Origin of the sequence: Limoniibacter endophyticus (genome assembly GCF_014652835.1) — a bacterium.
GTDB lineage: Bacteria > Pseudomonadota > Alphaproteobacteria > Rhizobiales > Rhizobiaceae > Limoniibacter > Limoniibacter endophyticus.
Map to the genome: position 1 here is coordinate 136,134 of NZ_BMZO01000007.1, position 24,136 is coordinate 160,269.

24 protein-coding genes and 1 pseudogene are annotated in these 24,136 nt (G+C 56.2%); 10 read left to right on the top strand and 15 right to left on the bottom strand.

Annotated features, from left to right (window positions below; genetic code table 11):
• Position 1: 1 nt before the first annotated feature.
• Positions 2 to 691, bottom strand: coding sequence for an ABC transporter ATP-binding protein (locus tag IE151_RS11425; RefSeq protein WP_189490217.1), 690 nt, complete (start codon positions 689 to 691; stop codon positions 2 to 4).
• A 51-nt stretch (positions 692 to 742) separates the two neighbouring features.
• On the opposite strand from IE151_RS11425, the gene IE151_RS11430 reads away from it, so the two are divergent.
• Together IE151_RS11430 and thpR are read left to right on the top strand one after the other, a co-directional pair.
• Complete coding sequence (locus IE151_RS11430) at positions 743 to 1,387, top strand: arylesterase (RefSeq protein ID WP_189490219.1); 645 nt, start codon at positions 743 to 745, stop codon at positions 1,385 to 1,387.
• Positions 1,388 to 1,495: 108 nt separating this feature from the next.
• Positions 1,496 to 2,077 carry an RNA 2',3'-cyclic phosphodiesterase gene (gene thpR, locus IE151_RS11435; RefSeq protein ID WP_189490482.1) on the top strand — a complete coding sequence of 194 codons (582 nt, stop codon included), beginning with the start codon at positions 1,496 to 1,498 and terminating at the stop codon, positions 2,075 to 2,077.
• On the opposite strand, the pseudogene IE151_RS11440 reads toward thpR, so the two are convergent.
• Positions 2,014 to 2,510: pseudogene (locus IE151_RS11440) on the bottom strand (low molecular weight protein-tyrosine-phosphatase). The gene thpR and the pseudogene IE151_RS11440 overlap by 64 nt on opposite strands.
• Before the next feature lie 105 nt (positions 2,511 to 2,615).
• Here IE151_RS11440 and IE151_RS11445 point away from each other — a divergent pair.
• From IE151_RS11445 to IE151_RS11460, 4 genes are all read left to right on the top strand, one after another.
• Entirely contained in the window at positions 2,616 to 2,966 is a 351-nt protein-coding gene (locus tag IE151_RS11445) for a YkvA family protein (protein ID WP_189490221.1), read from the top strand.
• Between the two features lie 242 nt (positions 2,967 to 3,208).
• Positions 3,209 to 3,718, top strand: coding sequence for an invasion associated locus B family protein (locus IE151_RS11450; RefSeq protein ID WP_189490484.1), 510 nt, complete (start codon positions 3,209 to 3,211; stop codon positions 3,716 to 3,718).
• A gap of 210 nt (positions 3,719 to 3,928) precedes the next feature.
• Entirely contained in the window at positions 3,929 to 5,161 is a 1,233-nt protein-coding gene (gene rlmN, locus IE151_RS11455) for a dual-specificity RNA methyltransferase RlmN (RefSeq protein ID WP_189490224.1), read from the top strand.
• 2 nt (positions 5,162 to 5,163) lie between these two features.
• A complete protein-coding gene (locus IE151_RS11460; RefSeq protein WP_189490226.1) occupies positions 5,164 to 5,634 on the top strand; it encodes a hypothetical protein in 471 nt (156 codons plus the stop codon).
• Here IE151_RS11460 and IE151_RS11465 read toward each other — a convergent pair.
• On the bottom strand, positions 5,622 to 6,263 hold the full coding sequence (locus tag IE151_RS11465; RefSeq protein WP_189490228.1) for a LysE family translocator: 642 nt from the start codon (positions 6,261 to 6,263) through the stop codon (positions 5,622 to 5,624). The genes IE151_RS11460 and IE151_RS11465 overlap by 13 nt on opposite strands.
• A gap of 143 nt (positions 6,264 to 6,406) precedes the next feature.
• On the opposite strand from IE151_RS11465, the gene IE151_RS11470 reads away from it, so the two are divergent.
• On the top strand, positions 6,407 to 7,633 hold the full coding sequence (locus IE151_RS11470) for an argininosuccinate synthase (protein WP_189490230.1): 1,227 nt from the start codon (positions 6,407 to 6,409) through the stop codon (positions 7,631 to 7,633).
• A 70-nt stretch (positions 7,634 to 7,703) separates the two neighbouring features.
• Here IE151_RS11470 and leuC read toward each other — a convergent pair whose 3' ends face one another.
• The 4 genes from leuC to rimM form a co-directional block, all read right to left on the bottom strand.
• Complete coding sequence (leuC, locus tag IE151_RS11475; RefSeq protein ID WP_189490232.1) at positions 7,704 to 9,113, bottom strand: 3-isopropylmalate dehydratase large subunit; 1,410 nt, start codon at positions 9,111 to 9,113, stop codon at positions 7,704 to 7,706.
• Between the two features lie 311 nt (positions 9,114 to 9,424).
• Entirely contained in the window at positions 9,425 to 9,931 is a 507-nt protein-coding gene (rplS, locus tag IE151_RS11480; protein ID WP_189490234.1) for a 50S ribosomal protein L19, read from the bottom strand.
• A gap of 170 nt (positions 9,932 to 10,101) precedes the next feature.
• Positions 10,102 to 10,824 (bottom strand): tRNA (guanosine(37)-N1)-methyltransferase TrmD, encoded by a 723-nt coding sequence (gene trmD / locus IE151_RS11485; protein ID WP_189490237.1) that lies wholly within the window; start codon positions 10,822 to 10,824, stop codon positions 10,102 to 10,104.
• Positions 10,821 to 11,399 carry a ribosome maturation factor RimM gene (gene rimM, locus IE151_RS11490; RefSeq protein WP_189490239.1) on the bottom strand — a complete coding sequence of 193 codons (579 nt, stop codon included), beginning with the start codon at positions 11,397 to 11,399 and terminating at the stop codon, positions 10,821 to 10,823. The genes trmD and rimM overlap by 4 nt, the downstream gene beginning before the upstream one ends.
• Positions 11,400 to 11,544: 145 nt before the next feature.
• Between rimM and IE151_RS11495 the strand changes: the two genes are divergently transcribed.
• The 3 genes from IE151_RS11495 (at position 11,545) to IE151_RS11505 (ending at position 14,096) form a co-directional block, all read left to right on the top strand.
• Positions 11,545 to 12,480, top strand: a complete 936-nt coding sequence (locus IE151_RS11495; protein ID WP_189490241.1) for a tyrosine recombinase XerC — start codon at positions 11,545 to 11,547, stop codon at positions 12,478 to 12,480.
• Between the two features lie 14 nt (positions 12,481 to 12,494).
• Positions 12,495 to 13,487, top strand: a complete 993-nt coding sequence (locus tag IE151_RS11500; protein ID WP_189490243.1) for a TraB/GumN family protein — start codon at positions 12,495 to 12,497, stop codon at positions 13,485 to 13,487.
• Positions 13,488 to 13,736: 249 nt separating this feature from the next.
• Positions 13,737 to 14,096 carry a hypothetical protein gene (locus tag IE151_RS11505; protein ID WP_189490245.1) on the top strand — a complete coding sequence of 120 codons (360 nt, stop codon included), beginning with the start codon at positions 13,737 to 13,739 and terminating at the stop codon, positions 14,094 to 14,096.
• A 67-nt stretch (positions 14,097 to 14,163) separates the two neighbouring features.
• Here IE151_RS11505 and lpdA read toward each other — a convergent pair whose 3' ends face one another.
• The 8 genes from lpdA to mdh form a co-directional block, all read right to left on the bottom strand.
• Complete coding sequence (gene lpdA, locus IE151_RS11510; protein ID WP_189490247.1) at positions 14,164 to 15,573, bottom strand: dihydrolipoyl dehydrogenase; 1,410 nt, start codon at positions 15,571 to 15,573, stop codon at positions 14,164 to 14,166.
• Between the two features lie 59 nt (positions 15,574 to 15,632).
• Positions 15,633 to 16,088, bottom strand: a complete 456-nt coding sequence (locus tag IE151_RS11515) for a hypothetical protein (protein WP_244636724.1) — start codon at positions 16,086 to 16,088, stop codon at positions 15,633 to 15,635.
• Between the two features lie 54 nt (positions 16,089 to 16,142).
• A complete protein-coding gene (locus tag IE151_RS11520) occupies positions 16,143 to 16,559 on the bottom strand; it encodes an MAPEG family protein (RefSeq protein WP_189490251.1) in 417 nt (138 codons plus the stop codon).
• A 64-nt stretch (positions 16,560 to 16,623) separates the two neighbouring features.
• Positions 16,624 to 17,877, bottom strand: coding sequence for a 2-oxoglutarate dehydrogenase complex dihydrolipoyllysine-residue succinyltransferase (gene odhB / locus IE151_RS11525; RefSeq protein WP_189490254.1), 1,254 nt, complete (start codon positions 17,875 to 17,877; stop codon positions 16,624 to 16,626).
• A 31-nt stretch (positions 17,878 to 17,908) separates the two neighbouring features.
• On the bottom strand, positions 17,909 to 20,896 hold the full coding sequence (locus tag IE151_RS11530; RefSeq protein ID WP_189490256.1) for a 2-oxoglutarate dehydrogenase E1 component: 2,988 nt from the start codon (positions 20,894 to 20,896) through the stop codon (positions 17,909 to 17,911).
• Positions 20,897 to 21,021: 125 nt separating this feature from the next.
• On the bottom strand, positions 21,022 to 21,924 hold the full coding sequence (gene sucD / locus IE151_RS11535) for a succinate--CoA ligase subunit alpha (RefSeq protein WP_189490258.1): 903 nt from the start codon (positions 21,922 to 21,924) through the stop codon (positions 21,022 to 21,024).
• Between the two features lie 18 nt (positions 21,925 to 21,942).
• Complete coding sequence (gene sucC / locus IE151_RS11540; RefSeq protein ID WP_189490260.1) at positions 21,943 to 23,136, bottom strand: ADP-forming succinate--CoA ligase subunit beta; 1,194 nt, start codon at positions 23,134 to 23,136, stop codon at positions 21,943 to 21,945.
• A 23-nt stretch (positions 23,137 to 23,159) separates the two neighbouring features.
• Complete coding sequence (gene mdh / locus IE151_RS11545; RefSeq protein WP_189490262.1) at positions 23,160 to 24,125, bottom strand: malate dehydrogenase; 966 nt, start codon at positions 24,123 to 24,125, stop codon at positions 23,160 to 23,162.
• Positions 24,126 to 24,136: the final 11 nt, after the last annotated feature.

A 24,136-nucleotide genomic window follows, 5' to 3' on the forward strand; every position in this document is an offset into this window, starting at 1 on the left:
CTCATGCCGGTGCGACCTCGGGCAGATCGATTTCACCCGAGCGTAAAGCGATCTGCCGGTCGCATCGCTCGGCGAGTGACGGATCGTGCGTAACGAGAAGCATCGTCATATGGCGCTCTTTCGCCTTCTGGAAAAGTAGATCCGCCACATGACGCCCTGTCTTCTGATCAAGGTTGCCAGTCGGCTCATCAGCAACAAGCAAGCGCGGAGAGGGCGCAAGAGCGCGCGCAATGGCGACGCGTTGCTGTTCTCCACCCGACAATTCGCCCGGATAGTGATCGAGACGATGGCCAAGCCCGACTGCTTCAAGCTCGCCCTTCGCAATCTTGAAAGCATCGGTTACGCCCGCAAGTTCGAGCGGAATTGCGACATTCTCGATCGCCGTCATGTTTGGAATGAGATGGAAAGACTGAAAGACAATACCGATCGTGCGACCGCGAAAAGCAGCCACCGCATCTTCGTCCAATCCGGAAATCTCCTGCCCCGCGATCTTCACGGAGCCGCTATCGATCCGCTCCAGGCCGCCGGTGACCATGAGAAGAGTTGACTTACCCGAACCGGACGGGCCGACCACGCCGACCGTTTCACCCTCCGCGATTTCGAGCGACACATTGTTGAGCACCTGAACGGAAACCCGCCCGTCGCCCAGCCGCAGACACACATTTTTGAGCGCGATAACGGGTTCTGTCACAATCTACGTCCTATATGCAGGAAAGACCTTCGTTCATATGGGATCCCCAGAATGTCCTTCAACAGTTTCACAAAGGCTTTATCCGTCGCCTTTCTTTTTCTTTTGGCGGCGCTTGTTGCGGCAAATGCTCAAGACCAGATCAAGATCGCGGCTTTTGGTGACAGCCTGATGGCCGGCTATAATCTCGGAGCAGGCGAAGGCTTTGCCGACCAGCTCCAGAATGAACTGCAAATGAAGGGTCATAGCGTCACGGTGATCAATGCCGCCGTATCGGGTGATACGACGTCCGGCGGGCTCGCACGACTTGACTGGTCGATCCCAGTAAATGTCGACCTCGTGATCCTGGGTCTGGGGGCTAATGACATGCTTCGTGGAATCGCGCCGGAGGAGACGGAAAAGAATCTCCAGGCGATTATCGATAAGTTCAAGTCCCGCAAACAGCACCTCCTGCTCATAGGTATGGTGGCAGCCCCAAATCTTGGTGAGAACTTCTCCGCACGTTTTAATCCGATCTATCCCCAACTGGCAAAAAAGAACGATCTCCCGCTTTATCCGTTCTTCCTTGACGGCGTGATCCCTAACGCCGAACTGCTTCTGGAGGATCGCATGCATCCCAATCAACGAGGCGTCGCCGTAATGGTCAGAGGCATTCTTCCTATGGTTGAGGCTGAACTGAAGAAGATCGACCCGAACTGAAAAGTCTTTGGATAAGACCCGTCGCATGAGCATATCGAACATATGCTCTTGTGCCGCCTGGCGATCGGTGATTCGCTGGAACTGTCCATGATTCGAGGAGCCAAGCTTATGCCACGCCTCTTCACCGCATTGGAAATACCACGCGATGCAGCAATGTCGCTTTCTTTGCTGCGGGGCGGCCTCCCCGGGGCGCGCTGGATCGATGTGGAGAATTATCATCTCACCTTGCGCTTTATCGGAGACGTGGAATGTCACGTTGCCGATGAGTTTGCCGAGGCGCTGGATCGTATAGAAAGACCAGCCTTTTCGCTTGCCTTGAGCGGCGTCGGGGCATTCGGCGGCAAGAAACCGCATTCCATATGGGCCGGAGTATCTCCTTCGCCGCAACTGCACCTTCTGCAGGCCGATATCGACCGCGTATGTCTGCGCCTTGGAATCGCACGCGATCCTCGAAAATTCTCACCCCACGTGACGCTTGCCAGATTGCGCAACACCAAGCCGGAAGAAGCAGCGCGCTACCTATCGGCACGGGGTAATTTCGCGACAATGCCTTTCAAGGTCGGGCGTTTTGTTCTCATGTCGTCGCGCCAGTCGGTAGGAGGCGGACCCTACGTCATTGAGGAAGCCTACCCTTTAGCAATGTCTCGGGAGGTCCAATTCCAACCAAGAGCCATATCCTCGCACGCCTGACGCAGGAGGCTGTAAATGGCTTCGAAATCGTTTGCGTCGCCATAATATGGGTCGGGTACATCCCGACCCGATGCTCCCGTAAACGGATGAGAGAAGAGAAGCGAAATCTTCTCTATCGCATGGACCGGCGCAACGGCGCGCATGTTGCGCACATTGCTCGCATCAAGCCCGATGATGAGATCGAATTCCCGAAATCAGCAGCACGAATTTGGCGTGCCTTCAGCTTCGAGATGTCAATGCCATGCTTTTTCGCAACTGCGATCGAACGGTGATCCGGCGCATTACCGCGATGCCAGTTCCCAGTTCCGGCGGAATCGATGCGGATATTTCGACCCGCCTTTTCGGCAAGATCACGCATGATGCCCTCTGCTAAGGGCGAGCGGCAAATATTACCAAGACAGACGAAAAGAATGGAAGAAGGTTGTTCACGCATGAACCAGTTCTGACCCATTGCCCTCGCTCTTGCAAGCCGAACCCAATCCCCCCACATTTGGGTTCTATGCTTCAGATGGTCTTTAAGTACGAGGTTAGGACTGCGATGCAGGGTAACGGCCCGCATGATTTCATGACGATCGACGCGAAGGAAGAAGATGTCCGCAAGGGCTTCTGGAAAAAAGCCAAGCGCGTTGCACGCCGCATCCCTTTCATGGATGAGGTGGTTGCGGGGTATTATTGTGCGCTGGATTCCCGGACCCCCGCGCGCTCGAAGGCTATTCTCGTTGCTGCACTGGCTTATTTCATCATGCCGATGGACGCTGTTCCGGACATTTTTCTTGGCCTCGGCTTTACCGATGACATAGCAGTCTTGACGGCAGCGCTTGCCGCCGTTCAGCGCAATATCACCCCCGCCCATCGAAAAGCTGCACAAGACGCGCTCAGGGAAGAGTGACCGCTCGCCGCTCGACTTGAAGGCAGCCGCCGCAATGTCGCCTTGTTCGTGGAATTGAAAAACGGTCTCACGGGCTTGCGGGGCAGTTTAGGCAAATTTCCAGCGCGTGAGATCGTTTTTTGATCTTGGGTTCACCGTTTGGTAACCCAGATTAATTCAAATTGAACGCAACGGGCGTGGGTATCTCCTCGGTAACCGGATGGTGATGTCCACTTTAGGCGACATATAGATACGGTAGAATGATGCGCGGTTTTGGATTTTCAACGATTGGTCTTGCGGTGTCGATTCTGGTAGCAACGCCTGCGTTGGCGCAACAGGCCAGCAGACTTTCCACCCACAATGACTGGGGCAGCTACGCCTACACGAACGAGCAACGCCAAAAAGTTTGTTACGTGCTGTCCATGCCGGTCGACAAACAGCCTTCCTCGCTCGACCACGGCGATATTTACTTCCTCGTAACGCAGAAGCCCGGTCAAGCCAGTGCTTTCGAGCCGCAATTCTCTGCCGGCTACGATATGCAGGAAAACTCCAAAGTTACCGTGCGTATCGGCGACCGCAGCTTCAGCCTGTTCGTCCGAGGTCGTTCCGCCTGGCTAGAAAATCCTGCGGAAGAACCACAGATGATTGCAGCCATGCGCGGCGGTGCCGATATGGCGATTGCGGCAAAGTCCGGACGCGGCAACGATACGAGCTATAAGTTCTCCCTGAGGGGCATTTCAGCTGCGTTGGCGTCTATTCAGAATTGCAAGTAAGCTGGACCGCCCAGTGGAACCCGAAGCCGGCACTGCCGGCTTTCGGCGTTTTGGACGCAGACGAGGCATGCGCAGACAAAAGGTGACGGGCACGTCGCTACATGCTATAGGCAGCCGAAAATCCGGCTGCGACATGCGACCGTAGACTATTTGCCAACATAGACGACAAATGATGGTCAGGACTTTTGAGGTCCGGCAAGGCTCTAGATCATGACGTTGACATTCGACCTGATGGACAAGGATACGCGCGCAGCCTTCGCAGCACGGGCGGCAGCGGAGCAGAAGCTTTCGCTTATCGGTATGACGCGCGAGGAAATGGCCGAAGCGTTGGTCGAAGCGGGTCTGGTGACCAGTAAACAGGCCAGGATGCGCGTGCAGCAGCTTTGGCATTGGCTTTACGTGCGCGGCGTATCCGACTTCAGCCACATGTTCAACATCTCCAAAGATTTGCGCAGCGGACTGGATCAGAAGTTTACCATCGCTCGACCGGAAATCGTTCTCGAGCAGGTGTCCAACGACGGCACCCGCAAGTGGCTGCTGCGCTTTCCTCCCCGAGGGGCAGGACGTCCGGTAGAGATCGAGACTGTCTATATCCCGGAAGAAGGCCGCGGTACGCTCTGCGTTTCAAGTCAGGTCGGCTGCACGCTGACATGCTCCTTCTGCCACACCGGAACGCAGAAGCTCGTGCGCAACCTGACATCGGAAGAGATTCTTGCGCAGATCATGGTTGCCCGGGACTATCTAGGCGATTTTCCGGATCGCGACACGCCTTCAGGCGCCATCGTGCCGTTGGAGGGTCGCAAGATTTCCAACATTGTTATGATGGGCATGGGCGAACCGCTTTATAATTTCGAAGCGGTCAAGAAGGCACTGATTATCGCTTCAGACGGGGATGGGCTGTCGCTTTCCAAGCGCCGCATCACCCTCTCCACCTCGGGCGTCGTACCGGAAATATACAAGACCGGAGAAGAGATCGGCGTTATGTTAGCAATTTCGCTGCACGCCGTGCGCGATGAATTGCGCGACCTTCTAGTGCCAATCAACAAGAAATACCCGCTCGAGAAGTTGATGCAGGCTTGCCGCGATTATCCCGGTCTGTCCAACGCCCGCCGCATCACCTTCGAATACGTGATGCTGAAGGACGTCAATGACAGCCTGGACGACGCCAAGCGCCTCGTACAGTTGCTCAAGGGAATTCCTGCCAAGATCAACCTGATCCCGTTCAACCCTTGGCCCGGCACCAACTACCAATGCTCGGATTGGGAGCAGATCGAGCGTTTCGCCGACTACGTCAACAATGCCGGCTATGCCTCCCCGATTCGCACTCCGCGCGGCCGTGACATTCTTGCCGCTTGCGGTCAGCTCAAATCGGCATCGGAGCGCATGAAAAAAACCGACCGTCTGGCTTTCGAAGCACAGATGATCGCGAATAATGAGGACTAAACGTGCTGAAGCTGATTGGACAGCTCATCCTGATCCTGTTCGCATATGGCGTCGGAACCCTATGCGCCAGCGCCTTCCTGCACGTGATCTTCGTAAGCGTCTTTCAATTGGCACCAGAAGAATTTGCCATTCTCGCTCAGAGCGGCTTTATTGTTTCTGTCCCCTTCATCGCCATCATTATTGCTTATTTTGCAATCCTGCCCTTCGCCGTGGTCGTAGCGATTGGCGAGCTGTTTTCCTATCAGGGCTGGATTTTCTATGCCCTTGGTGGCGCCGGTGTCGGCGCTTTGACCACCTCGTTGTTTCAATCCGGAGGCTCGACCGCTCACGCCGACCCTGGCCTGTATTTAACGGCAGCAGCGGCAGGTATTGTCGGAGCAACCGGCTATTGGTTCCTCGCAGGACGTTCCGCGGGCGAATGGGGCCGTATACGACGCAATTTTGAAGATCAAAATCCCGATCAGCGTGCCTGAGCCGTCAATATCTTGACGGCAAATGCTGAGAAGATTCCTGCAAACAGCCAATCTATCACGCGCGTCACTACCGGGCTCTTCTTCAAGAGTCCGGCAAATTTGTCTGCCGCCAGAACCATGGGAATGGTGAAGGGTAGCGATAGCGGAATGAACATGAGGCCCAGGAAGACGAGCTTGCTCGCAGCATGCGGATCGGATGCATTCACGAACTGAGGAAGAAAAGTCATGAAGAACAAGATGATTTTCGGATTGAGAAGATTGATGCCAAGCCCAGTCACCCAGTTCTTCAAGAAACTCTTCGGTTTTGTCGCAACGACATTGGGCCGAAATGCGGAACCTTTATACACGGCCTGAACCGCCAGCCAGACAAGATAAGCCGCCCCCCCGATCTTCAGTGCTAGGAAGGCGGTGGGGGAAGCCACAATCAAAACAGAGAGGCCGAGGGCCACCAGCATCGTGTGAATGACAATACCGGTCATGGCGCCCAGCATGCATGCAAATCCCGCCCATTTACCCTGCGACAGCGCACGACCGACGAAAAGCGTCATGTCAGGCCCCGGTGTTATGGAAAGAACGAAACTTGCCAGTGCAAATTGAACGACCACAGGCCAGGCGGGGACAAAATCCATAGTGGGAACTCGCAAATTGTTAGATCAGTAATGTTTGATCCAGCCACGATAAAAAAGCAATCCGACCTGTTTTCGGCTCCTTCTTTGCTTGCAGTTGCCAAAAAAGCCGTGATAGCTGCCTGCAAACAAAACGGGACATCGGAATGGCTACGAAGCTCAAAGACGTCAGAAAAGTCGTACTCGCCTATTCGGGCGGCCTCGACACCTCCATCATTCTCAAGTGGCTCCAGACTGAGCTGAACGCGGAAGTCGTGACTTTCACGGCGGATCTCGGCCAAGGTGAAGAGTTGGAGCCGGCGCGAAAAAAAGCAGAAATGCTTGGGATCAAGGAAATCTTTATCGAAGACGTGCGGGAAGAATTCGTCCGCGACTTCGTTTTCCCAATGTTCCGTGCCAATGCCGTCTATGAAGGCGTCTATCTCCTCGGCACCTCGATCGCCCGCCCGTTGATCTCCAAGCATCTCGTCGAGATCGCACGAAAGACCGGTGCAGATGCAATTGCCCACGGCGCAACCGGTAAGGGCAATGATCAGGTGCGGTTCGAACTTTCAGCCTATGCATTGAACCCCGACATCAAAGTTATAGCACCGTGGCGCGACTGGAATTTCAAAAGCCGCACCGATCTCTTGAACTTTGCCGAACAGCACCAGATCCCTGTCGCCAAGGACAAGAAGGGCGAGGCTCCTTTCTCGGTCGATGCGAACCTGCTGCACTCGTCTTCCGAGGGCAAGGTATTGGAAGATCCTGCTGTCGAAGCTCCGGAATACGTCCATATGCGGACAGTTTCGCCGGAAGCTGCTCCCGACAAGCCAACAATCATCAAGATCGGCTTCGAGCGTGGCGACGCTGTTTCGATCAATGGCGAGCGACTGTCCCCTGCAACACTGCTTGCCAAGCTCAATGATTATGGTCGCGAAAACGGCATCGGTCGTCTGGACCTGGTCGAGAACCGCTTTGTCGGCATGAAATCGCGTGGCGTCTACGAAACCCCAGGCGGAACGATCCTCCTTGCAGCGCACCGCGCTATCGAATCGATCACGCTCGATCGCGGCGCAGCGCATCTCAAGGACGAGATCATGCCACGCTACGCGGAATTGATCTATTATGGCTTCTGGTTCTCGCCGGAACGCGAAATGCTTCAGGCCCTCATCGACAAAAGCCAAGAGCATGTCGAAGGGGAAGTAATGCTGAAACTTTACAAAGGAAATGTAATGGTAACGGGCCGCGAAAGCCCGAAGTCGCTCTACTCTGACAAGCTCGTGACCTTCGAGGATGACCAGGGCGCCTATGACCAGAAGGACGCCGCTGGTTTCATCAAGCTGAACGCACTACGTCTGCGCACACTGGCCGCCCGCAAGCGCGGCGCCTGATCCTAGCTTCCTAAAAAAGAAGGCCCCGTGCAGCTCGCGCCGGGCCTTCTTCTTTGTACTGCTATACCTGTTACCGGAATTCGCGGATATCGACGAAACGGCCGGCAACTGCCGCAGCTGCTGCCATGGCAGGCGAGACGAGATGTGTGCGCCCCTTGTGTCCCTGGCGACCTTCGAAGTTCCGGTTCGACGTCGAGGCACACCGCTCATAGGGATTGAGGCGGTCGTCGTTCATCGCAAGGCACATGGAACATCCCGGCTCCCGCCATTCGAATCCCGCCTCAATAAAGATCTTGTCGAGACCTTCCTGTTCAGCCTGCAACTTCACCAGTCCCGAGCCCGGAACAATCATGCCGCTGACGCGCTCGTGCACATGCTTGCCCGAAATGATCGAGGCGGCGGCCCGTAGATCTTCGATGCGGCCATTGGTGCAGGACCCGATAAAGACACGGTCAATCTCGATGTCGGTGATCTTGGTGCCGGGTCTCAAGCCCATATAATCCAGCGCCCGCCACTTCGATGCACGCGTATTTTCTTCCTTGATATCGTCGGGGTTCGGCACGACGCCGGTAACCGAGACCACGTCTTCAGGGGAGGAACCCCATGTGACGATGGGCGGAAGATTAGCCGCATCGAGCACCACCGTCCGGTCGAAATGCGCACCCTCATCCGTATGCAGCCGCGACCAGTACTCCACAGCGCGATCCCAATCGACATCCCTCGGCGCCCGCGGACGCCCCTTGATATAGTTGAAAGTCGTTTCGTCGGGAGCAACCATCCCGGCGCGGGCACCCCCCTCGATCGACATGTTGCAGATCGTCATGCGACCTTCCATCGAAAGCGCGCGAATGGCTTCCCCCGCATATTCGATGACATGCCCGGTGCCGCCTGCCGTACCGATCTCACCAATGATGGCCAGGATGATATCCTTAGCCGTAACATTTTCCGGCAGGCGTCCGTCGACCTGCACGAGCATATTCTTCGCCTTCTTCTGGATCAGCGTTTGTGTCGCAAGAACATGCTCGACCTCTGAAGTACCAATGCCGTGCGCCAGAGCCCCGAAGGCCCCATGGGTAGAGGTGTGGCTGTCGCCACAGACGATGGTCATCCCTGGAAGAGTAAAGCCCTGTTCAGGTCCGACAATATGCACGATGCCCTGGCGTTGATCTGCCTCATTATAATACTCAATACCGAAATCGGCAGCGTTTCTGGCAAGCGCTTCGACTTGGATACGGCTTTCCTCGTTCTTGATGCCGTTAACGCGATCAGGAGAAGTCGGAACGTTGTGATCAACAACGGCAAGCGTCTTGGATGGAGCGCGCACTGGACGATTCGCCAGACGCAGGCCCTCAAAGGCCTGAGGGCTAGTCACCTCGTGGACCAGGTGACGATCAATATAGAGAAGGCAAGTGCCATCTTCCTGCCGGTCGACGATGTGATCGTCGAAAACCTTGTCATAGAGGGTACGCGGTGCGCTCATGCCCGTATTCCGTTCTGTCAGACTAGCGATGTAAATGAAAATGCGGCCATTGCCGCTGTCAGACGATCAAGCTGCCGATAGCTGTGCCGTCTGCACGCCGCAAAAATGCGCATAGAAGCGTGCCGGCAGACGCTTATGGTCTTGCAGCACGAAAATGGTCTTGTCTACGCATCCGAATTTAGAACCCATAGATTCTCAATACCAGCCTTTGGCGACCGCCGCAATAATCATAAAACCGGACTAAACCCCGACATTAAAAAAGCGGCCCCCAAAGGCGCCGCTCTTTTGATAAACTCGAAGTCGCTCGAAGCTTATGCTTCGTTGGTTTCAGCCGCAGCTTTTTCGGCCGCTGCCTTTTCAGCTGCGAGCGCCTGAGCTGCTGCAACCTTTTCAGCTTCGACACGCGCCTTCTCAGCACGCTCGGCATCGCGCTCGGCATCATTGAGCTTGCGAGCGCGGACGCCGGTGTTTTCGGAGATACGAGCAGCCTTACCGCGCAGGTTACGCAGGTAATAAAGCTTGGCGCGACGAACCTTACCGCGACGAACGACTTCAACGCCTTCGATCATCGGCGAGAAAACCGGGAAAACGCGCTCAACGCCCTCACCGTAGGAAATTTTGCGGACGGTGAAATTTTCCTGGAAGCCAGCACCCGAACGGGCAATGCAAACGCCTTCAAAAGCCTGCAGACGAGTACGCGAACCTTCGGTCACGCGAACCTGAACGCGCAGCGTGTCGCCGGGCTGGAATTCTGGAAGCTTACGTTTGGCTTCGATTTTAGCGGCCTGTTCGGCCTCAAGCTGACGGATGATGTCCATCGTAGGGTCCTCTTTCTTCTTTTCAATCAGCCATTGCGCCCGGCATTCAGCAGTCAGATCAACCACTGGGATGTCTTAGCTCGTTAAAGCTGAAGATGGGCGGATACACCGTCATTATTGAGGGGAAAATTCCCGACACGCGCCGCCTATACACCAAAGCCGACCAAATGTCACCGTTGTTTTTCGCCCTTTGATCTCGCGTTTTTGCGCGTTTCCCATGCTTGCCATAGATCGGGGCGGCGCTCCCTCGTCAGCGCAACCGACTGCTCTCGACGCCAAGTCTCGATCTTTGCATGATTGCCAGAAGTCAGAACTTCCGGAATGGAAAGCCCCTCGAATTCCTGCGGCCGAGTGTAGTGGGGGTGCTCCAGAAGACCGCTTTCAAAGCTTTCTTCCAACCCAGAATGGACATTGCCCATAACCCCCGGAAGCAAACGAATAACGCTGTCCAGCAGAACCTGTGCCGCGACTTCTCCGCCAGAAAGGATATAATCGCCGATCGAGACTTCCTCGAGTTTGCGGCTGTCGATCAAGCGCTGGTCGACGCCCTCGAAGCGCCCGCACAAGATAACAGCTCCCGGACCAGCCGCCAGCGCCCGTACCCGCTCTTGCGTCAAAGGTTTGCCGCGTGGGCTCATGAAGACGCGCGGGCGTGTATCATTGCTCACGTCATCGATAGCACGCGCCAGAACATCGGCCCGCATGACCATGCCCGCTCCGCCACCAGCTGGCGTATCATCAACGGAGCGATGCTTGTCTTGCGCATAATCGCGAATATTGACCGCATCATAGCGCCACTTCCCTTCAGCAAGAGCCTTGCCAGCCAGGGCGTGACCGAGTGTGCCCGGAAACATCTCCGGATAGAGCGTGAGAATGGTTGCCACAAAACTCATTGCGGGTCTGTCTCGTCATCTCCGTCTTCAATCTCGACCGCCTCATCGGGATCGCGACCGTCGTCGAGCAGGCCGGCTGCCTGACGATCAACCAGAACCTCGCCCTTCTTAAGATCAATATTCGGCACCGCAGCACTCGTAAAAGGCACGAAGGCCGAACCACCGGTCTTCTGCGATATTTCCAGAAGATCGCCGCCGCCGAAATCCTGCACCGCCAGAACCTTTCCGAACCGATCACCGGTTTCATCGATGCACGTAAGGCCGATAAGATCGGCATAGTAGAATTCATCTTCTTCGAGATCATCGGGCAAGGCCGAGCGTTCAACAAAGAGTGCCGTGCCATTCAACGCTTCGGCTGCCGTACGGTCTGCGATCTCGTTGAAGCGGACGACGAGCATGTCCTTTTGCGGACGCGCAGTCTTGATCGTGTAGCTCTTGCCCTTTTGGTCGAAAAGCGGTCCATAATCGGCAAGCGCCAGAGGCTCGCCGGTGAAACTGCGAACGCGCACCTCGCCCTTGATGCCATGTGCAGCACCGACCAGAGCCATTTGAACCGGGTTTTCGAGTCTACTCATTGCGCATTCCTTTTTCTTCGACGCCATGTACCGCAAAAACTCCGCAAGCGGAAAGCGCTTTTGCAGATCATCGGCGCAATTGCCTCCTTCACGCTCCGCTAACACCTTGAGACGACAATGCCCGCAGACATGAAAGGACATGGCCATGACCGGTTCGCTGACATTCGCAACACCGGAACTGCTCGCACTTCGCGAAAAGTGGTTGCAACGCCTTCGCAACGAACGTCGCTTGGCTGATCATACATCGGAAGCTTACGAGCGCGACACGCGCCAGTTCTTCGATTTCATGACCGGCTACCACGCAACGCCATGTTCCTTGGCGATGATCGAAAGCCTGCGCCCTGCCGATCTGCGCAGCTTCCTCTCGCATCGGCGCAATGGAGGAGTGAGTGCGGCAAGTCTCGCACGGGCGATGGCTTCAATCCGCTCGTTCCTGAAATTCCTTGAGCGGCAAGGGCTGGCAAACGCTGCGGGTGCGCTTGCGATCCGCACCCCGCGTCAAGCCAAAGCACTCCCCAAGGCGTTAACGGCCAGCGATGCGAGGAAACTTGTCGACGCAGACCTGCAACTATCGGAAGAGCCTTGGTTGCGGGCACGTGACGCTGCGATCTTCTGTCTTCTTTATGGCGCTGGTCTGCGTATTTCGGAGGCCCTCAATCTCAACGCGGACGCCCTGCAACGCGGACAGACCAGCCTGCGCATTACCGGTAAGGGCAATAGGCAACGGCTTGTGCCCATTCTTCCTGTAATTGGCCAAGCCATTGATGAGTATCGCGCTTCATGCCCCTACCCTCTGACACCGGGCACACCGCTTTTCCGTGGCGCGAAAGGTAAGCGCGTCCAGGCATCCGTAATACAGTTACAGATGCGGCGTATGCGCAGTGCAGCAGGTTTGCCCGATACGGCGACCCCGCATGCGTTGCGGCACTCTTTCGCCACGCATCTTTTGGGGCGTGGCGGGGATTTACGCACCATCCAGGAACTGCTCGGCCACGCCAGTCTTTCCACGACACAGATCTATACACAAGTGGACTCGGCACGGCTGCTGGACGTGTTCGAAGCCTCTCACCCTCGTGCTTAACTTTGCAGGCTCTCATGTTTCGAACCCTTTTGACCCTCGCCACCCTTCTTGTCAGCGCAGCACTTGCCTCAGCCCAGACGGTGTGCGCCGGGCAGAGCCAGCTTCCGATTTTGCAGATGCAAGATAAGCAGGTATGGCAGAAAATCCGTATCGAAGCTGATGCGACCAAGAATGGCAAAGGAAGACTCTGGAAAATCGAGAGGAACGACCTGAAGACATCTTACCTGTTTGGAACGGTCCATGTCACTGATCCGCGAGTCAATGAGCTGCCGCCAGAGCTGGTCTCTGCTCTTGGTGAAGTCGATACTGTCGTGATCGAAACAACAGACGTGCTCGACCCCGAAAAAGCTGCCAAAGCACTCTCAGCTTCACCAGATCTGACGATGTTTACGGATGGGACTACGCTTCTGTCCCTGGTGGCACCGGAAGATCAGGCTGCCGTCAAAGCAGGATTGGAAGCACGCGGCGTTCCTCTAATCAGTGTACAGAAAATGAAGCCTTGGCTCCTGAATGGCCTGCTCTCCGTTCCAGCTTGCGAACAACGCCGTAAAGCGGAGGGCGAGCAGGTGCTGGACTTCCGGCTTGCGGGGGAAGCGACCGGACGCGGTCTCAAGCTGGAAGGGCTGGAGACGATCGATGAGCAATTCAAAGCGTTCACCTCCGTCCGTCTAGAAGAACATATTGCGCTCATGGTTGCCAATCTACGCCATCAGGATCGTATCGACGATGTGATTGCAACGATTATCGCGCTCTACCTCGACAGCGATCTCGGTGCGATTGCGCCGGTGGCGGAGCATATGGTACCTACGGCCGAGACCGACGTATCGATATCCGGAATGGAGCAGCACGTTATTATCGACCGCAATCATACCATGGCGGACCGCGCCGCGCGGAAGCTCGAACAGGGGCCTGCGCTGATTGCGGTGGGTGCTCTTCATCTTCCGGGGGACGAAGGTATAGTGGAGCTTCTGCGAGATAAGGGTTTCACACTAACGCCGATCCTTTAAGCCGGAACTTGGACGAATTTCGAGGCCAGAGGGATTGTTAATTTGTTTTTGAAGCTCCTTTGAAGGAAAATCGGCCTGAAACACAGGCTTCTTCATCCACCCCGTCCGGCCTGTGCGTAGTGTGCTGTGTGGCGCCTCGACAGCCAAGATTCGCACGTGCGTTTTCCTTGTGTTACGCATCGTGATGAAAATGCAGGCAACTCTCTCCTTATCCGCCCATTTGTTCAGCATAGCAAAGGGAGAAAGACCATGAGCAATACCCTGCCAAATGATCCGCTGAACCCGACGCGTTCCACATATGACCCGAATACGCGGGAAGAAGTAAACCGTGAACAGGTGGCTCCAGTTAAGTCACGCAGTGGTGGCACCGGAGCTCTGATTGCTGCCGTCGTTCTGGTACTGGCGGTTATCGGCTTTGCCCTTTATTCGGGCAGCGACGATGCTACTGCACCGGAAGCCACAACGCCTCCGGCCGCTTCGCAGATGGAACAGGCTCCAGCTACACCGGCTGAACCTGCCGCACCAGCTGCTCCAGCAACACCTGATACAGGTGGCGCAACGAATGATAGCGCTCCGGCTCCGGCTCCAGCCCCCGCTCCAGCACAATAACGGACGGAACGCACTAAAGCGAAAGGCCCGGTAACCGGGCCTTTCGTCCATCTGTAGCAGGTTTCAATCAAAGATGGATAGGCTTGAAGAACGTCGCCATCGCCGCTTCCTTCACCGCTTCCGACATCGTGGGATGAGCATGGCATGTGCGACCTAGATCTTCAGCGGAACCGCCAAATTCCATGAGCACAGCCGCTTCGTGAATCATTTCGCCTGCACCGAAGCCAACTATGTGAACGCCGAGCACCCGATCCGTTACCTTATCGGCTAAAACCTTTACGAATCCATCCGTGTGCTGCATCGCACGTGCGCGACCATTTGCCATGAAGGGGAACTTGCCGGCATTATACGCGATGCCTTCCTTCTTCAGCTGCTCTTCTGTTTTGCCTACCGAAGCAACCTCCGGGCTCGTATAAACGACGCCAGGGATTACATCGTAATTCACGTGGCCCTTCTGCCCGGAAATGATTTCAGCAACAGCAACACCCTCATCTTCTGCCTTGTGGGCCAGCATCGGACCAGCGATAACGTCGCCGATCGCATAGATGCCCTTCACATTGGTTGAGAAATGCGCATCGGTCTTGATGCGTCCCCGTTCATCCAGCTCTACACCTGCTTCCGAGAGGCCGAGCCCTTCGGTATAGGGTTTACGACCCGTCGCTATCAGGACGTTATCCGCAGAAATGGTTTCTGCGTCGCCACCCTTCACCGGCTCAAACGTTACCGTTGCACCGTCCTTATCGCCCTTTTCGACAGCCGTCACCTTTGCCGACAACTTGAAGATAATGCCCTGCTTTTCCAACATTCGCTGAAACTGCTTGGAGACTTCTCCGTCCATGCCGCCAAGGATGGTGTCGAGATATTCCACGACTGTGACCTTTGCGCCAAGGCGCGCCCAAACCGAGCCGAGTTCGAGACCAATGACCCCACCGCCGACGACAACGAGTTCGCCCGGCACCTTGTCGAGTTCGAGCGCACCTGTCGAAGAAATAATGACCTTTTCGTCGATCTCAACTGAAACGCCCGGAATACCCGCAACGTCCGAACCGGTTGCGATGATGATATTCTTGGTTTCGATCTCTGAAGTCGAGCCATCTTCCTTGGTTACGGAAACCTTCCCCGCGCCGAGCACTTTGCCCGTCCCGTTATGGACGTCGATCTTGTTCTTCTTCATAAGGAAAGCGACGCCATCGACATTCGCCTTCACGGTTGCGTCCTTGTGGGCCATCATTTTCTTCAGATCGAGCTTCGGCGCATCAACGACGATTCCCAGCTTGTCAAAGGAGTGCCCAGCTTCGGCAAACATTTCCGACGCGTGCAACAATGCTTTAGACGGAATACAACCGACATTAAGGCAAGTGCCGCCAAGCGTTGCCCGCTTTTCGACAACCGCAACCTTGAGGCCCAGCTGCGCTGCCTTGATCGCCGCAACATAACCGCCCGGTCCAGTTCCAATTACCACGACATCATAAGCCATAAATTCATTTCCTGCTTTTGGGCCGGATCGCCCGTTTCGATTGCGCCAAAGCGCGCTTATCATTCCTGGCAACCGGTGAGCACGAAGACATCGCCAGGTGCTTTAGGAGCCTCTGCGCCGCCCAGCCTTTCGGCCTGATGCAGCGCCATTTCAAGATCGGGAAGAAGCAGTTTTTCGGGTGCTGCGCCCTCACCTTGTCTTGGAAGCAACGAGATGTTGCCCGTCTTGCTTACCCCGTAAATGGTTCCGCGCCATGGTGTGCATGCTGCAAGTTCGTCGCCGGTAGTGTCTCCTTCCGGGCAGTTCTTCATCAACAGGCCAACGGGCCGGGGCACGGGTTCCGTCCACAGAACCAGGCCTTCCAGAATAGCATTATCGGGATAGAGGAGCCGAAAACGATTGCTGACGGCAGCCTCACGCTCGCCCGGCGTGAACTCGAGCGACACTTCACCCCGTTCAGCCTTGTAAACTGCAAGTTCCACAGGACAAGCGGCGAATGCCGATTGGGCAACCATGGCTAATACTGGTCCGACCAATAATGCTGTGCGCCAATGCATCACACCCGCCCGTCAGAACAAAGCTGTCAAGAACATGATGAGCAGGCCGATCAGCGACCCCACCCAGACCAGCGACCGAATGTACGGAATGCCCGCTAGATAGAGCGGAATATAGATGATGCGGCAGACAAACCAAAGCCAGGCACCGAATATTGCCCAGCCGGCTGTCTCGCCCATAATGGCAAGCGTGAGAGCAAGAACGATAAATACAGGATAGGTTTCACGAAAATTGAGGGAGGCCCGTTCCGCGCGACCGGCAAGGATGCCGCTCGCCTTGCGATCATCATCACGTGGACCGGCATTCCAATCCGTACCAAGTTCCTTCGTCGCCGTCACACCTTGCAGGAGAATATGAACAACGAGAAGCGGCACGCTCCATAGCAACGGGACCAGGAGAGGCGATAGAGCCAGTGCCGCTTCGTTTTCCATTCCGAAGTCTCCGATATGTCAACCGAACGGCTTTCCGAGGCGCCCGGTTGACGTGAGAAGGAGATTAGAGATCGAGGACCAGACGTTCTGGATCTTCCAAGCTTTCCTTGACGCGAACCAGGAAGGTCACAGCCTCCTTGCCGTCAACAATACGGTGATCGTAGGAAAGGGCGAGATACATCATCGGACGAATGACAACCTGCCCGCCCACAACCATCGGACGCTCCTGGATCTTGTGCATGCCAAGAATACCGGACTGGGGAGCGTTCAGGATCGGAGTGGACATGAGTGAGCCGTAAACACCGCCATTCGAGATGGTGAAGGTGCCGCCCTGCATATCAGCCACGGAAAGCTTGCCATCGCGTGCCAGCAGACCAAGGCGCCCGATCTCCTTCTCGATTTCGGCGATCGACATCTGATCGGCATCGCGCACAACCGGCACCACGAGCCCTTTCTCGGTTCCAACGGCAACACCGATATGCGCGAAATTCTTGTAGATTATATCCGTGCCGTCGATCTCGGCATTGACGGCCGGAATTTCCTTCAACGCATGCGTCACCGCCTTGGTAAAGAAGCCCATGAAGCCAAGCTTTACGCCGTGCCTCTTCTCGAACACGTCCTTGTACTTCTTGCGAAGGTCCATGACAGCCGTCATGTCCACCTCGTTGAAGGTCGTGAGCATGGCCGCCGTGTCCTGCGCATCCTTCAAGCGACGCGCAATGGTCTGGCGCAGTTTCGTCATACGAACGCGCTCTTCGCGACCTGCATCGTCAGCATTGGAAGCCGGGCGCGGCGCCGCCGGCTTGGCTGCCACCGGAGCCGACGACACGCCTTTGGCTATGGCGTCAAGAACGTCGCCCTTGAGGACCTGACCGCGCTTGCCGCTGCCCGACACCTGATCGACGGCGATATTATTTTCAGCCAGAAGCTTTGCAGCCGACGGCGCCGGCGGCATATCACGTTGTTGCGGTTCGGATTCTCCGGCAACGGCATCGCTTCTTTTCTCGGCTTCCGAGACGGTTTCAGCGGAGGCCTTTGCAGCCGCTTCCTGCTTGTCACCAGCCGGAGCAGCGGCTGCACCTGCACCGCCGATCATGCCAAGAAGCGCATTGACCTCGACAGTATCGCCTTCCTGAGCCGTGATTTCGGAAAGCGTACCGGCAGCAGGTGCCGGGACTTCGATGGTGACTTTATCGGTTTCCAACTCGACGATCGGTTCGTCGGCGTTGATAGCATCGCCCGTTTTCTTGAACCACTTGCCGATGGTGGCCTCAGTGACCGATTCGCCCAGTGTGGGAACGCGGATTTCGGTAGCCATGGTTTTTGTCCGTCGCTTTTACGTGTTTGCTTTATTGACCAAGGGCATCTTCGAGGAAAGCCTCGAGCTGCGCCAGATGTTTCGACATAAGACCCGTCGCTGGCGATGCCGCAGCCGGGCGACCCGCATAGCGAGCACGCTTGTGCTTGGCATCGATGTGTTGCAGCACCCATTCGAGATAAGGCTCGATAAAGGCCCAGGATCCCATGTTCTTCGGCTCTTCCTGACACCAAACGATCTCGGCGTTCTTGAAACGGCTGAGTTCGTTGATAAGCGCCTTGGCCGGGAACGGGTAGAGCTGTTCGACGCGCAGCAGGTAGACATCGTCGATGCCACGCTTCTCGCGCTCTTCGAACAGATCGTAATAGACCTTGCCCGAAGACAAAACGACACGACGGATCTTCGAATCCTTCTGCAGCTTGATCGGGCCATCCTTCACGCCTTGCGCATCGTCCCAAAGCAGACGGTGGAAGGAGCTGTCGCCAGCCAGATCGCTGAGTGGCGAGACGGCGCGCTTGTGGCGCAGCAGGGACTTCGGCGTCATCAGGATCAGCGGCTTGCGGAAGTCCCGTTTCAGCTGACGACGCAGAATATGGAAGTAATTCGCCGGCGTTGTAACATTGGCCACCTGCATATTGTCTTCGGCGCAAAGCTGGAGGAACCGCTCAAGTCGGGCTGAGGAATGTTCCGGCCCCTGACCTTCGTAGCCATGCGGCAGAAGACAGACCAGGCCAGACATGCGCAGCCACTTGCGTTCACCCGATGAGATGAACTGGTCGAATACTACCTGCGCGCCGTTGGCAAAGTCACCGAACTGGGCTTCCCACATGACGAGCGCATTCGGCTCGGCAAGCGTATAGCCGTATTCGAAGCCAAGCACGGCCTCTTCCGAAAGCATCGAGTTGATGACTTCGTAATTTGCCTGCTGCGTTCCAAGATTGTTTAGCGGAATGTAACGGCTTTCGTCGCGCTGGTCATAAAGCACGGAGTGACGCTGCGAGAACGTGCCGCGTTCACAATCCTGGCCCGACAGGCGAATCGGGCTGCCCTCCAGGAGGATCGAGCCGAAAGCGAGCGCTTCTGCCGTCGACCAATCAACGCCTTCGCTGGTTTCGATGATCTTACGGCGATTGTCCATAAAGCGCTGGACCGTACGATGCGCTTCGAAACCGTCTGGAAGGTCGGTAAGCTTCTTGCCGATTTCCTTGAGCGTCTTGAGCGGAACCCCGGTCTTGCCACGACGCTGTTCGTCATGCTGGTCGGCAACGCGCAGACCAGCCCATGCACCGTCGAGCCAATCGGCCTTGTTGGGCTTGTAGGACTGCCCGGCATCGAACTCATTCTCAAGATTGGAACGCCATTCCGCACGCCACGCGTCGATTTCCTCTTTGGTGACGATTTTTTCAGCTATCAGCTTGTCAGCATAGATCTGAACCGTCGTGGGATGCGACTTGATCTTGCGATACATGATCGGCTGCGTGAAAGCAGGCTCATCGCCTTCATTGTGGCCGAAGCGGCGATAGCAAAACATATCCACGACAGCCGGCTTGTGGAAGGTCATTCGATATTCGATCGCGACCTTCGCTGCATAGACCACTGCTTCCGGATCGTCGCCGTTAACGTGGAAGATCGGTGCTTCGATCATCTTTGCCACATCGGACGGATAGGGCGAAGACCGGGAGAACCGGGGATTGGTCGTGAAACCGATCTGATTATTGATGATAAAATGCAGCGTACCGGCGACACGGTGACCGCGCAGGCCGGAAAGACCTAGAATCTCGGCAACGACACCCTGACCCGCAAACGCCGCATCGCCATGGATCAGCAGCGGCAGCACGGTGGCGCGGTCCGCCTGCGGCACGATCTCGGAGCGCTTGCGGCCGTAATACTGGTCCTGCTTGGCACGGGCTTTCCCCATGACCACCGGGTTGACAATTTCGAGATGCGAAGGATTCGCAGTCAGGGATACGTGAACCTTGTTATTATCGAACTCGCGGTCAGACGAGGCGCCCAGATGGTACTTGACGTCACCCGAGCCTTCCACGTCGTCCGGATGATACGAACCGCCCTTGAATTCGTGGAAGATCGCACGATGCGGTTTGCCCATGACCTGCGAAAGCACATTCAGACGGCCACGGTGGGCCATACCGAACACAATTTCCTTCAGCCCCATATGGCCGCCGCGCTTGATGATCTGCTCGAGCGCCGGAATAAGCGATTCACCGCCATCAAGACCAAAGCGCTTCGTGCCCTTGTACTTGACGTCGATGAACTGCTCGAAACCTTCCGCCTCGATAAGCTTGCGCAGGATGGCACGCTTGCCTTCAGTCGTGAACTCGACGCCCTTGCCCGGACCTTCGATGCGTTCCTGGACCCATGCCTTCTCGGTTGGATTGGACATGTGCATGAACTCGACCCCAAGGGTCGAGCAGTAGGTCCTGGTCAGAATGTCGAGCATCTGGCGTACGCTGGCGTATTCCAGACCGAGAACATTGTCGATGAAGATCTTGCGATCGTAGTCTTTCTCTTCGAAGCCATAGGACTTCGGCGAAAGTTCGTCATAATCCTCGACCGGAAGAGCCAGCCCGAGCGGATCGAGCTTGGCGTGCAGATGACCACGCATGCGGAAGGCGCGTATCATCATGATGGCCCGCACCGAATCGCGCGTTGCCTGCAAAACCTCGGCATCTGAGAGACCAGTGCCCTTTTCAGCGCCCTTTGCCTTGATCTTCTTTTCGAGATGCTGCTCGACCTTGCCCCAGTCGCCATCCAGAGCCGAAACGAGTTCGCCATTCTCGGCAATTGGCCAATTCTTCTTCTGCCAGGAAGCGCCCTCGGCGTTTTTCTTGATGTCTGTGGGATTGTCCTTCAGCGCACCGAAGAAGTCCTGCCACTCAGTGTCAACCGAGGAGGGATCCTTCTCATAAGCGGCATACAGCTCCTCGATATAGTCGGCATTGCCGCCATACAGAAACGAGGTGAGCGAGAATGTGTCGTTGGCGTTGTCCTGCCGAGCCATATCGTTGTCAGAGCGAATGCCCTGTCTCCCAAAAGTGTCGCTGTTCCCGCGAAAAGAGCGCGGTCGATCCGCGTTCTTGCGAAGGAACCGGGCAAAAACATGCCCGGCTCCAGATTAAAAAAGCATCAGCCCTTCAAAACTTCGACAAGAGTCTTGCCGAGGCGAGCCGGAGAAGGCGAAACCTTAATGCCCGCTGCTTCCATGGCGGAAATCTTGGATTCCGCGTCGCCCTTGCCGCCCGAAACGACCGCACCGGCGTGCCCCATGGTGCGGCCCTTAGGAGCCGTACGACCGGCAATGAAACCGGCCATCGGCTTCTTGCGGCCCTTCTTTGCTTCGTCGATCAGGAACTGTGCAGCGTCCTCTTCAGCCGAGCCGCCGATTTCGCCAATCATGATAATTGACTGCGTCGCGTCATCGGCGAGGAACATTTCCAGCACATCGATGAATTCGGTGCCCTTGACCGGATCGCCGCCGATACCGACAGCGGTAGTTTGGCCGAGACCTTCATTCGATGTCTGGAAGACGGCTTCATAGGTCAGGGTGCCGGAACGTGACACGATACCGACCGAACCCTTGCGGAAGATGGAGCCCGGCATGATGCCGATCTTGCATTCTTCCGGCGTCAGGATGCCCGGGCAATTTGGGCCGAGCAGACGCGATTTCGAACGATCAAGGCGAGCCTTGACGCGAACCATGTCGGAGACGGGAATACCTTCTGTAATACAGGTGATGAACGGAATTTCCGCGTCGATGGCTTCAATGATCGCGTCGGCGGCACCTGCCGGCGGAACGTAGATCACGGTTGCGTCGGCACCAGTCTTGTCACGGCCTTCTGCGACGCTCGAGAAGATTGGCAGGCTTTCGCCCTTGGAGCCGGACCAGGTTTCGCCGCCCTTCTTCGGGTGGATACCACCGACCATCTGCGTGCCATAATAGGCAAGCGCCTGTTCGGTGTGAAAGGTGCCGGTCTTGCCGGTGAGGCCCTGAACGAGGACCTTCGTGTCTTTATTGACGAGAATAGACATTATTTCAGGTTCCTCAAATTAGCCGTTGATCGCAGCGACGATCTTCTTGGCCGCATCATCAAGGTCGTCTGCCGCCGTGATCGCAAGACCCGATTCGTTCAGAATCTTTTTGCCGAGTTCGACATTGGTGCCTTCCAGGCGAACGACCAGCGGAACCTTCAGGCCAACTTCCTGCACAGCAGCGACAACACCTTCCGCGATGACGTCGCATTTCATGATGCCACCGAAGATGTTGACGAGAATACCTTCGACCTTCGGATCTGCCGTGATGATCTTGAAAGCTGCCGCGACCTTCTCCTTGCCAGCGCCACCGCCAACGTCACAGAAGTTCGCCGGTTCCTTTCCGTAGAGCTTGATGATATCCATCGTCGCCATCGCAAGACCGGCGCCGTTGACCATACAACCTATGTTGCCATCAAGGGCGACGTAGGCGAGGTCCCACTTGGATGCTTCGATTTCCTTTGCGTCTTCCTCGGTCTCATCACGTAGCTGCTTGATATCGTCGTGACGGAACAGGGCGTTTCCGTCGAAGGAAACCTTGGCATCAAGAACGCGCAGATGGCCATTTTCCATGACGATAAGCGGATTGATCTCGAGCAGCGCCATGTCCTTTTCGTTGAAGGCTTTGTAAAGGATCGGGAAGAGAGACTTTGCATCTTCCGCAGCAATGCCTTCAAGTTCGAGTGCCTTGGAAATCCTGGCCACGTCATCAGCCGTTACACCGGCTTCCGGGTCGATGGCGATCGTGTGGATCTTTTCAGGCGTATCATGTGCAACGGCTTCGATATCCATGCCGCCTTCGGTCGAAATCACGAAGGCAACGCGGCCGACGGAGCGGTCCACCAGCAGTGAGCAGTAAAGTTCGCGCGCAATATCCGCACCGTCTTCGATGTAGAGACGATTGACCTGCTTACCAGCTTCGCCGGTCTGCGCGGTTACAAGCGTATTGCCCAGCATTTCCTTTGCATTGGCAACAACGTCCTCAACGGAACGAGCGAGACGGACGCCGCCTTTGGAATCGGGGCCAAGTTCCTTGAACTTGCCCTTGCCGCGACCGCCAGCATGGATCTGGCTCTTGACGACATAAAGTGGACCGGGAAGCTGCTTGGCAGCAGCTTCAGCTTCTTCAGCTTTCAGAATGGCCACGCCTTCGGCAACCGGTGCGCCATAGCCCTTCAAAAGAGCCTTGGCCTGATACTCGTGAATATTCATAGAGATCTCTACCTTCTCTCAGTTCAGTTCTTCAGGCTCGGCTGAATTTCCTTACATGCATCGACGAGCCCGGCGACGGCGGCGACCGACTTGTCGAACATCGCCTTCTCGTCCTTGTTCATGTCGATTTCGATGACGCGCTCAACGCCGCCAGCACCGATCACCACCGGGACGCCAACATAGGTGTCGTTGAGACCGTACTGGCCGTCGAGATAGGCTGCGCATGGCAGAACCCGTTTTTTGTCTTTCAGATAGCTCTCTGCCATGGCGATGGCCGAAGAGGCCGGAGCATAATAGGCCGAACCGGTCTTCAGAAGGCCGACGATTTCGGCGCCGCCGTCGCGGGTGCGCTGAACGATCTGATCTAGCTTTTCCTGGCTGGTCCAGCCCATCTTGACGAGATCCGGCAGCGGGATCCCGGCAACAGTCGAGTAGCGCGCCAGTGGCACCATAGTGTCGCCATGTCCTCCGAGGACGAAGGCTGTGATATCCTCAACTGAGACGTTAAACTCTTCAGCGAGGAAGTAGCGGAAACGCGCGCTATCAAGTACTCCAGCCATACCGACAACGTGGCTCTTCGGCAGGCCAGAGAATTTCTGCAGCGCCCAGACCATTGCGTCGAGAGGGTTGGTGATGCAGATCACAAATGCATTCGGGGCATATTTCCTGATCCCTGCACCAACCTGTTCCATGACCTTCAAATTGATGCCAAGCAGATCGTCGCGGCTCATGCCTGGCTTGCGCGGCACACCAGCGGTCACGATGCAGACGTCCGCACCTTCGATGGCGGAATAATCGTTTGCGCCGGTGAAGCGAGCGTCAAAACCATCGACCGGAGAGGATTCCGCGATATCCAGACCCTTGCCCTGCGGAGTACCTTCGGCAATGTCGAACAGAACCACATCGCCAAGTTCCTTCAGACCGACCATGTGTGCCAGCGTTCCGCCGATCATGCCGGAACCGATCAGAGCGATCTTATTGCGTGCCATGTTTCTTTCCT

Excerpts from the sequence above, each read along its gene's own strand:
- rimM (WP_189490239.1), bottom strand. The coding sequence starts at position 11,399 with ATGAGTAGACTCGAAAACCCGGTTCAAATGGCTCTGGTCGGTGCTGCA.
- IE151_RS11445 (WP_189490221.1), top strand. The coding sequence starts at position 2,616 with ATGCAGGGTAACGGCCCGCATGATTTCATGACGATCGACGCGAAGGAA.
- IE151_RS11450 (WP_189490484.1), top strand. The coding sequence starts at position 3,209 with ATGCGCGGTTTTGGATTTTCAACGATTGGTCTTGCGGTGTCGATTCTG.
- IE151_RS11500 (WP_189490243.1), top strand. The coding sequence starts at position 12,495 with ATGTTTCGAACCCTTTTGACCCTCGCCACCCTTCTTGTCAGCGCAGCA.
- IE151_RS11530 (WP_189490256.1), bottom strand. The coding sequence starts at position 20,896 with ATGGCTCGGCAGGACAACGCCAACGACACATTCTCGCTCACCTCGTTT.
- IE151_RS11515 (WP_244636724.1), bottom strand. The coding sequence starts at position 16,088 with ATGGTTGCCCAATCGGCATTCGCCGCTTGTCCTGTGGAACTTGCAGTT.
- mdh (WP_189490262.1), bottom strand. The coding sequence starts at position 24,125 with ATGGCACGCAATAAGATCGCTCTGATCGGTTCCGGCATGATCGGCGGA.
- IE151_RS11520 (WP_189490251.1), bottom strand. The coding sequence starts at position 16,559 with ATGGAAAACGAAGCGGCACTGGCTCTATCGCCTCTCCTGGTCCCGTTG.
- IE151_RS11505 (WP_189490245.1), top strand. The coding sequence starts at position 13,737 with ATGAGCAATACCCTGCCAAATGATCCGCTGAACCCGACGCGTTCCACA.
- IE151_RS11465 (WP_189490228.1), bottom strand. The coding sequence starts at position 6,263 with ATGGATTTTGTCCCCGCCTGGCCTGTGGTCGTTCAATTTGCACTGGCA.
- sucD (WP_189490258.1), bottom strand. The coding sequence starts at position 21,924 with ATGTCTATTCTCGTCAATAAAGACACGAAGGTCCTCGTTCAGGGCCTC.
- rlmN (WP_189490224.1), top strand. The coding sequence starts at position 3,929 with ATGACGTTGACATTCGACCTGATGGACAAGGATACGCGCGCAGCCTTC.
- thpR (WP_189490482.1), top strand. The coding sequence starts at position 1,496 with ATGCCACGCCTCTTCACCGCATTGGAAATACCACGCGATGCAGCAATG.
- sucC (WP_189490260.1), bottom strand. The coding sequence starts at position 23,136 with ATGAATATTCACGAGTATCAGGCCAAGGCTCTTTTGAAGGGCTATGGC.
- rplS (WP_189490234.1), bottom strand. The coding sequence starts at position 9,931 with ATGGACATCATCCGTCAGCTTGAGGCCGAACAGGCCGCTAAAATCGAA.
- lpdA (WP_189490247.1), bottom strand. The coding sequence starts at position 15,573 with ATGGCTTATGATGTCGTGGTAATTGGAACTGGACCGGGCGGTTATGTT.
- IE151_RS11430 (WP_189490219.1), top strand. The coding sequence starts at position 743 with ATGTCCTTCAACAGTTTCACAAAGGCTTTATCCGTCGCCTTTCTTTTT.
- leuC (WP_189490232.1), bottom strand. The coding sequence starts at position 9,113 with ATGAGCGCACCGCGTACCCTCTATGACAAGGTTTTCGACGATCACATC.
- IE151_RS11495 (WP_189490241.1), top strand. The coding sequence starts at position 11,545 with ATGACCGGTTCGCTGACATTCGCAACACCGGAACTGCTCGCACTTCGC.
- IE151_RS11470 (WP_189490230.1), top strand. The coding sequence starts at position 6,407 with ATGGCTACGAAGCTCAAAGACGTCAGAAAAGTCGTACTCGCCTATTCG.
- trmD (WP_189490237.1), bottom strand. The coding sequence starts at position 10,824 with ATGAGTTTTGTGGCAACCATTCTCACGCTCTATCCGGAGATGTTTCCG.
- odhB (WP_189490254.1), bottom strand. The coding sequence starts at position 17,877 with ATGGCTACCGAAATCCGCGTTCCCACACTGGGCGAATCGGTCACTGAG.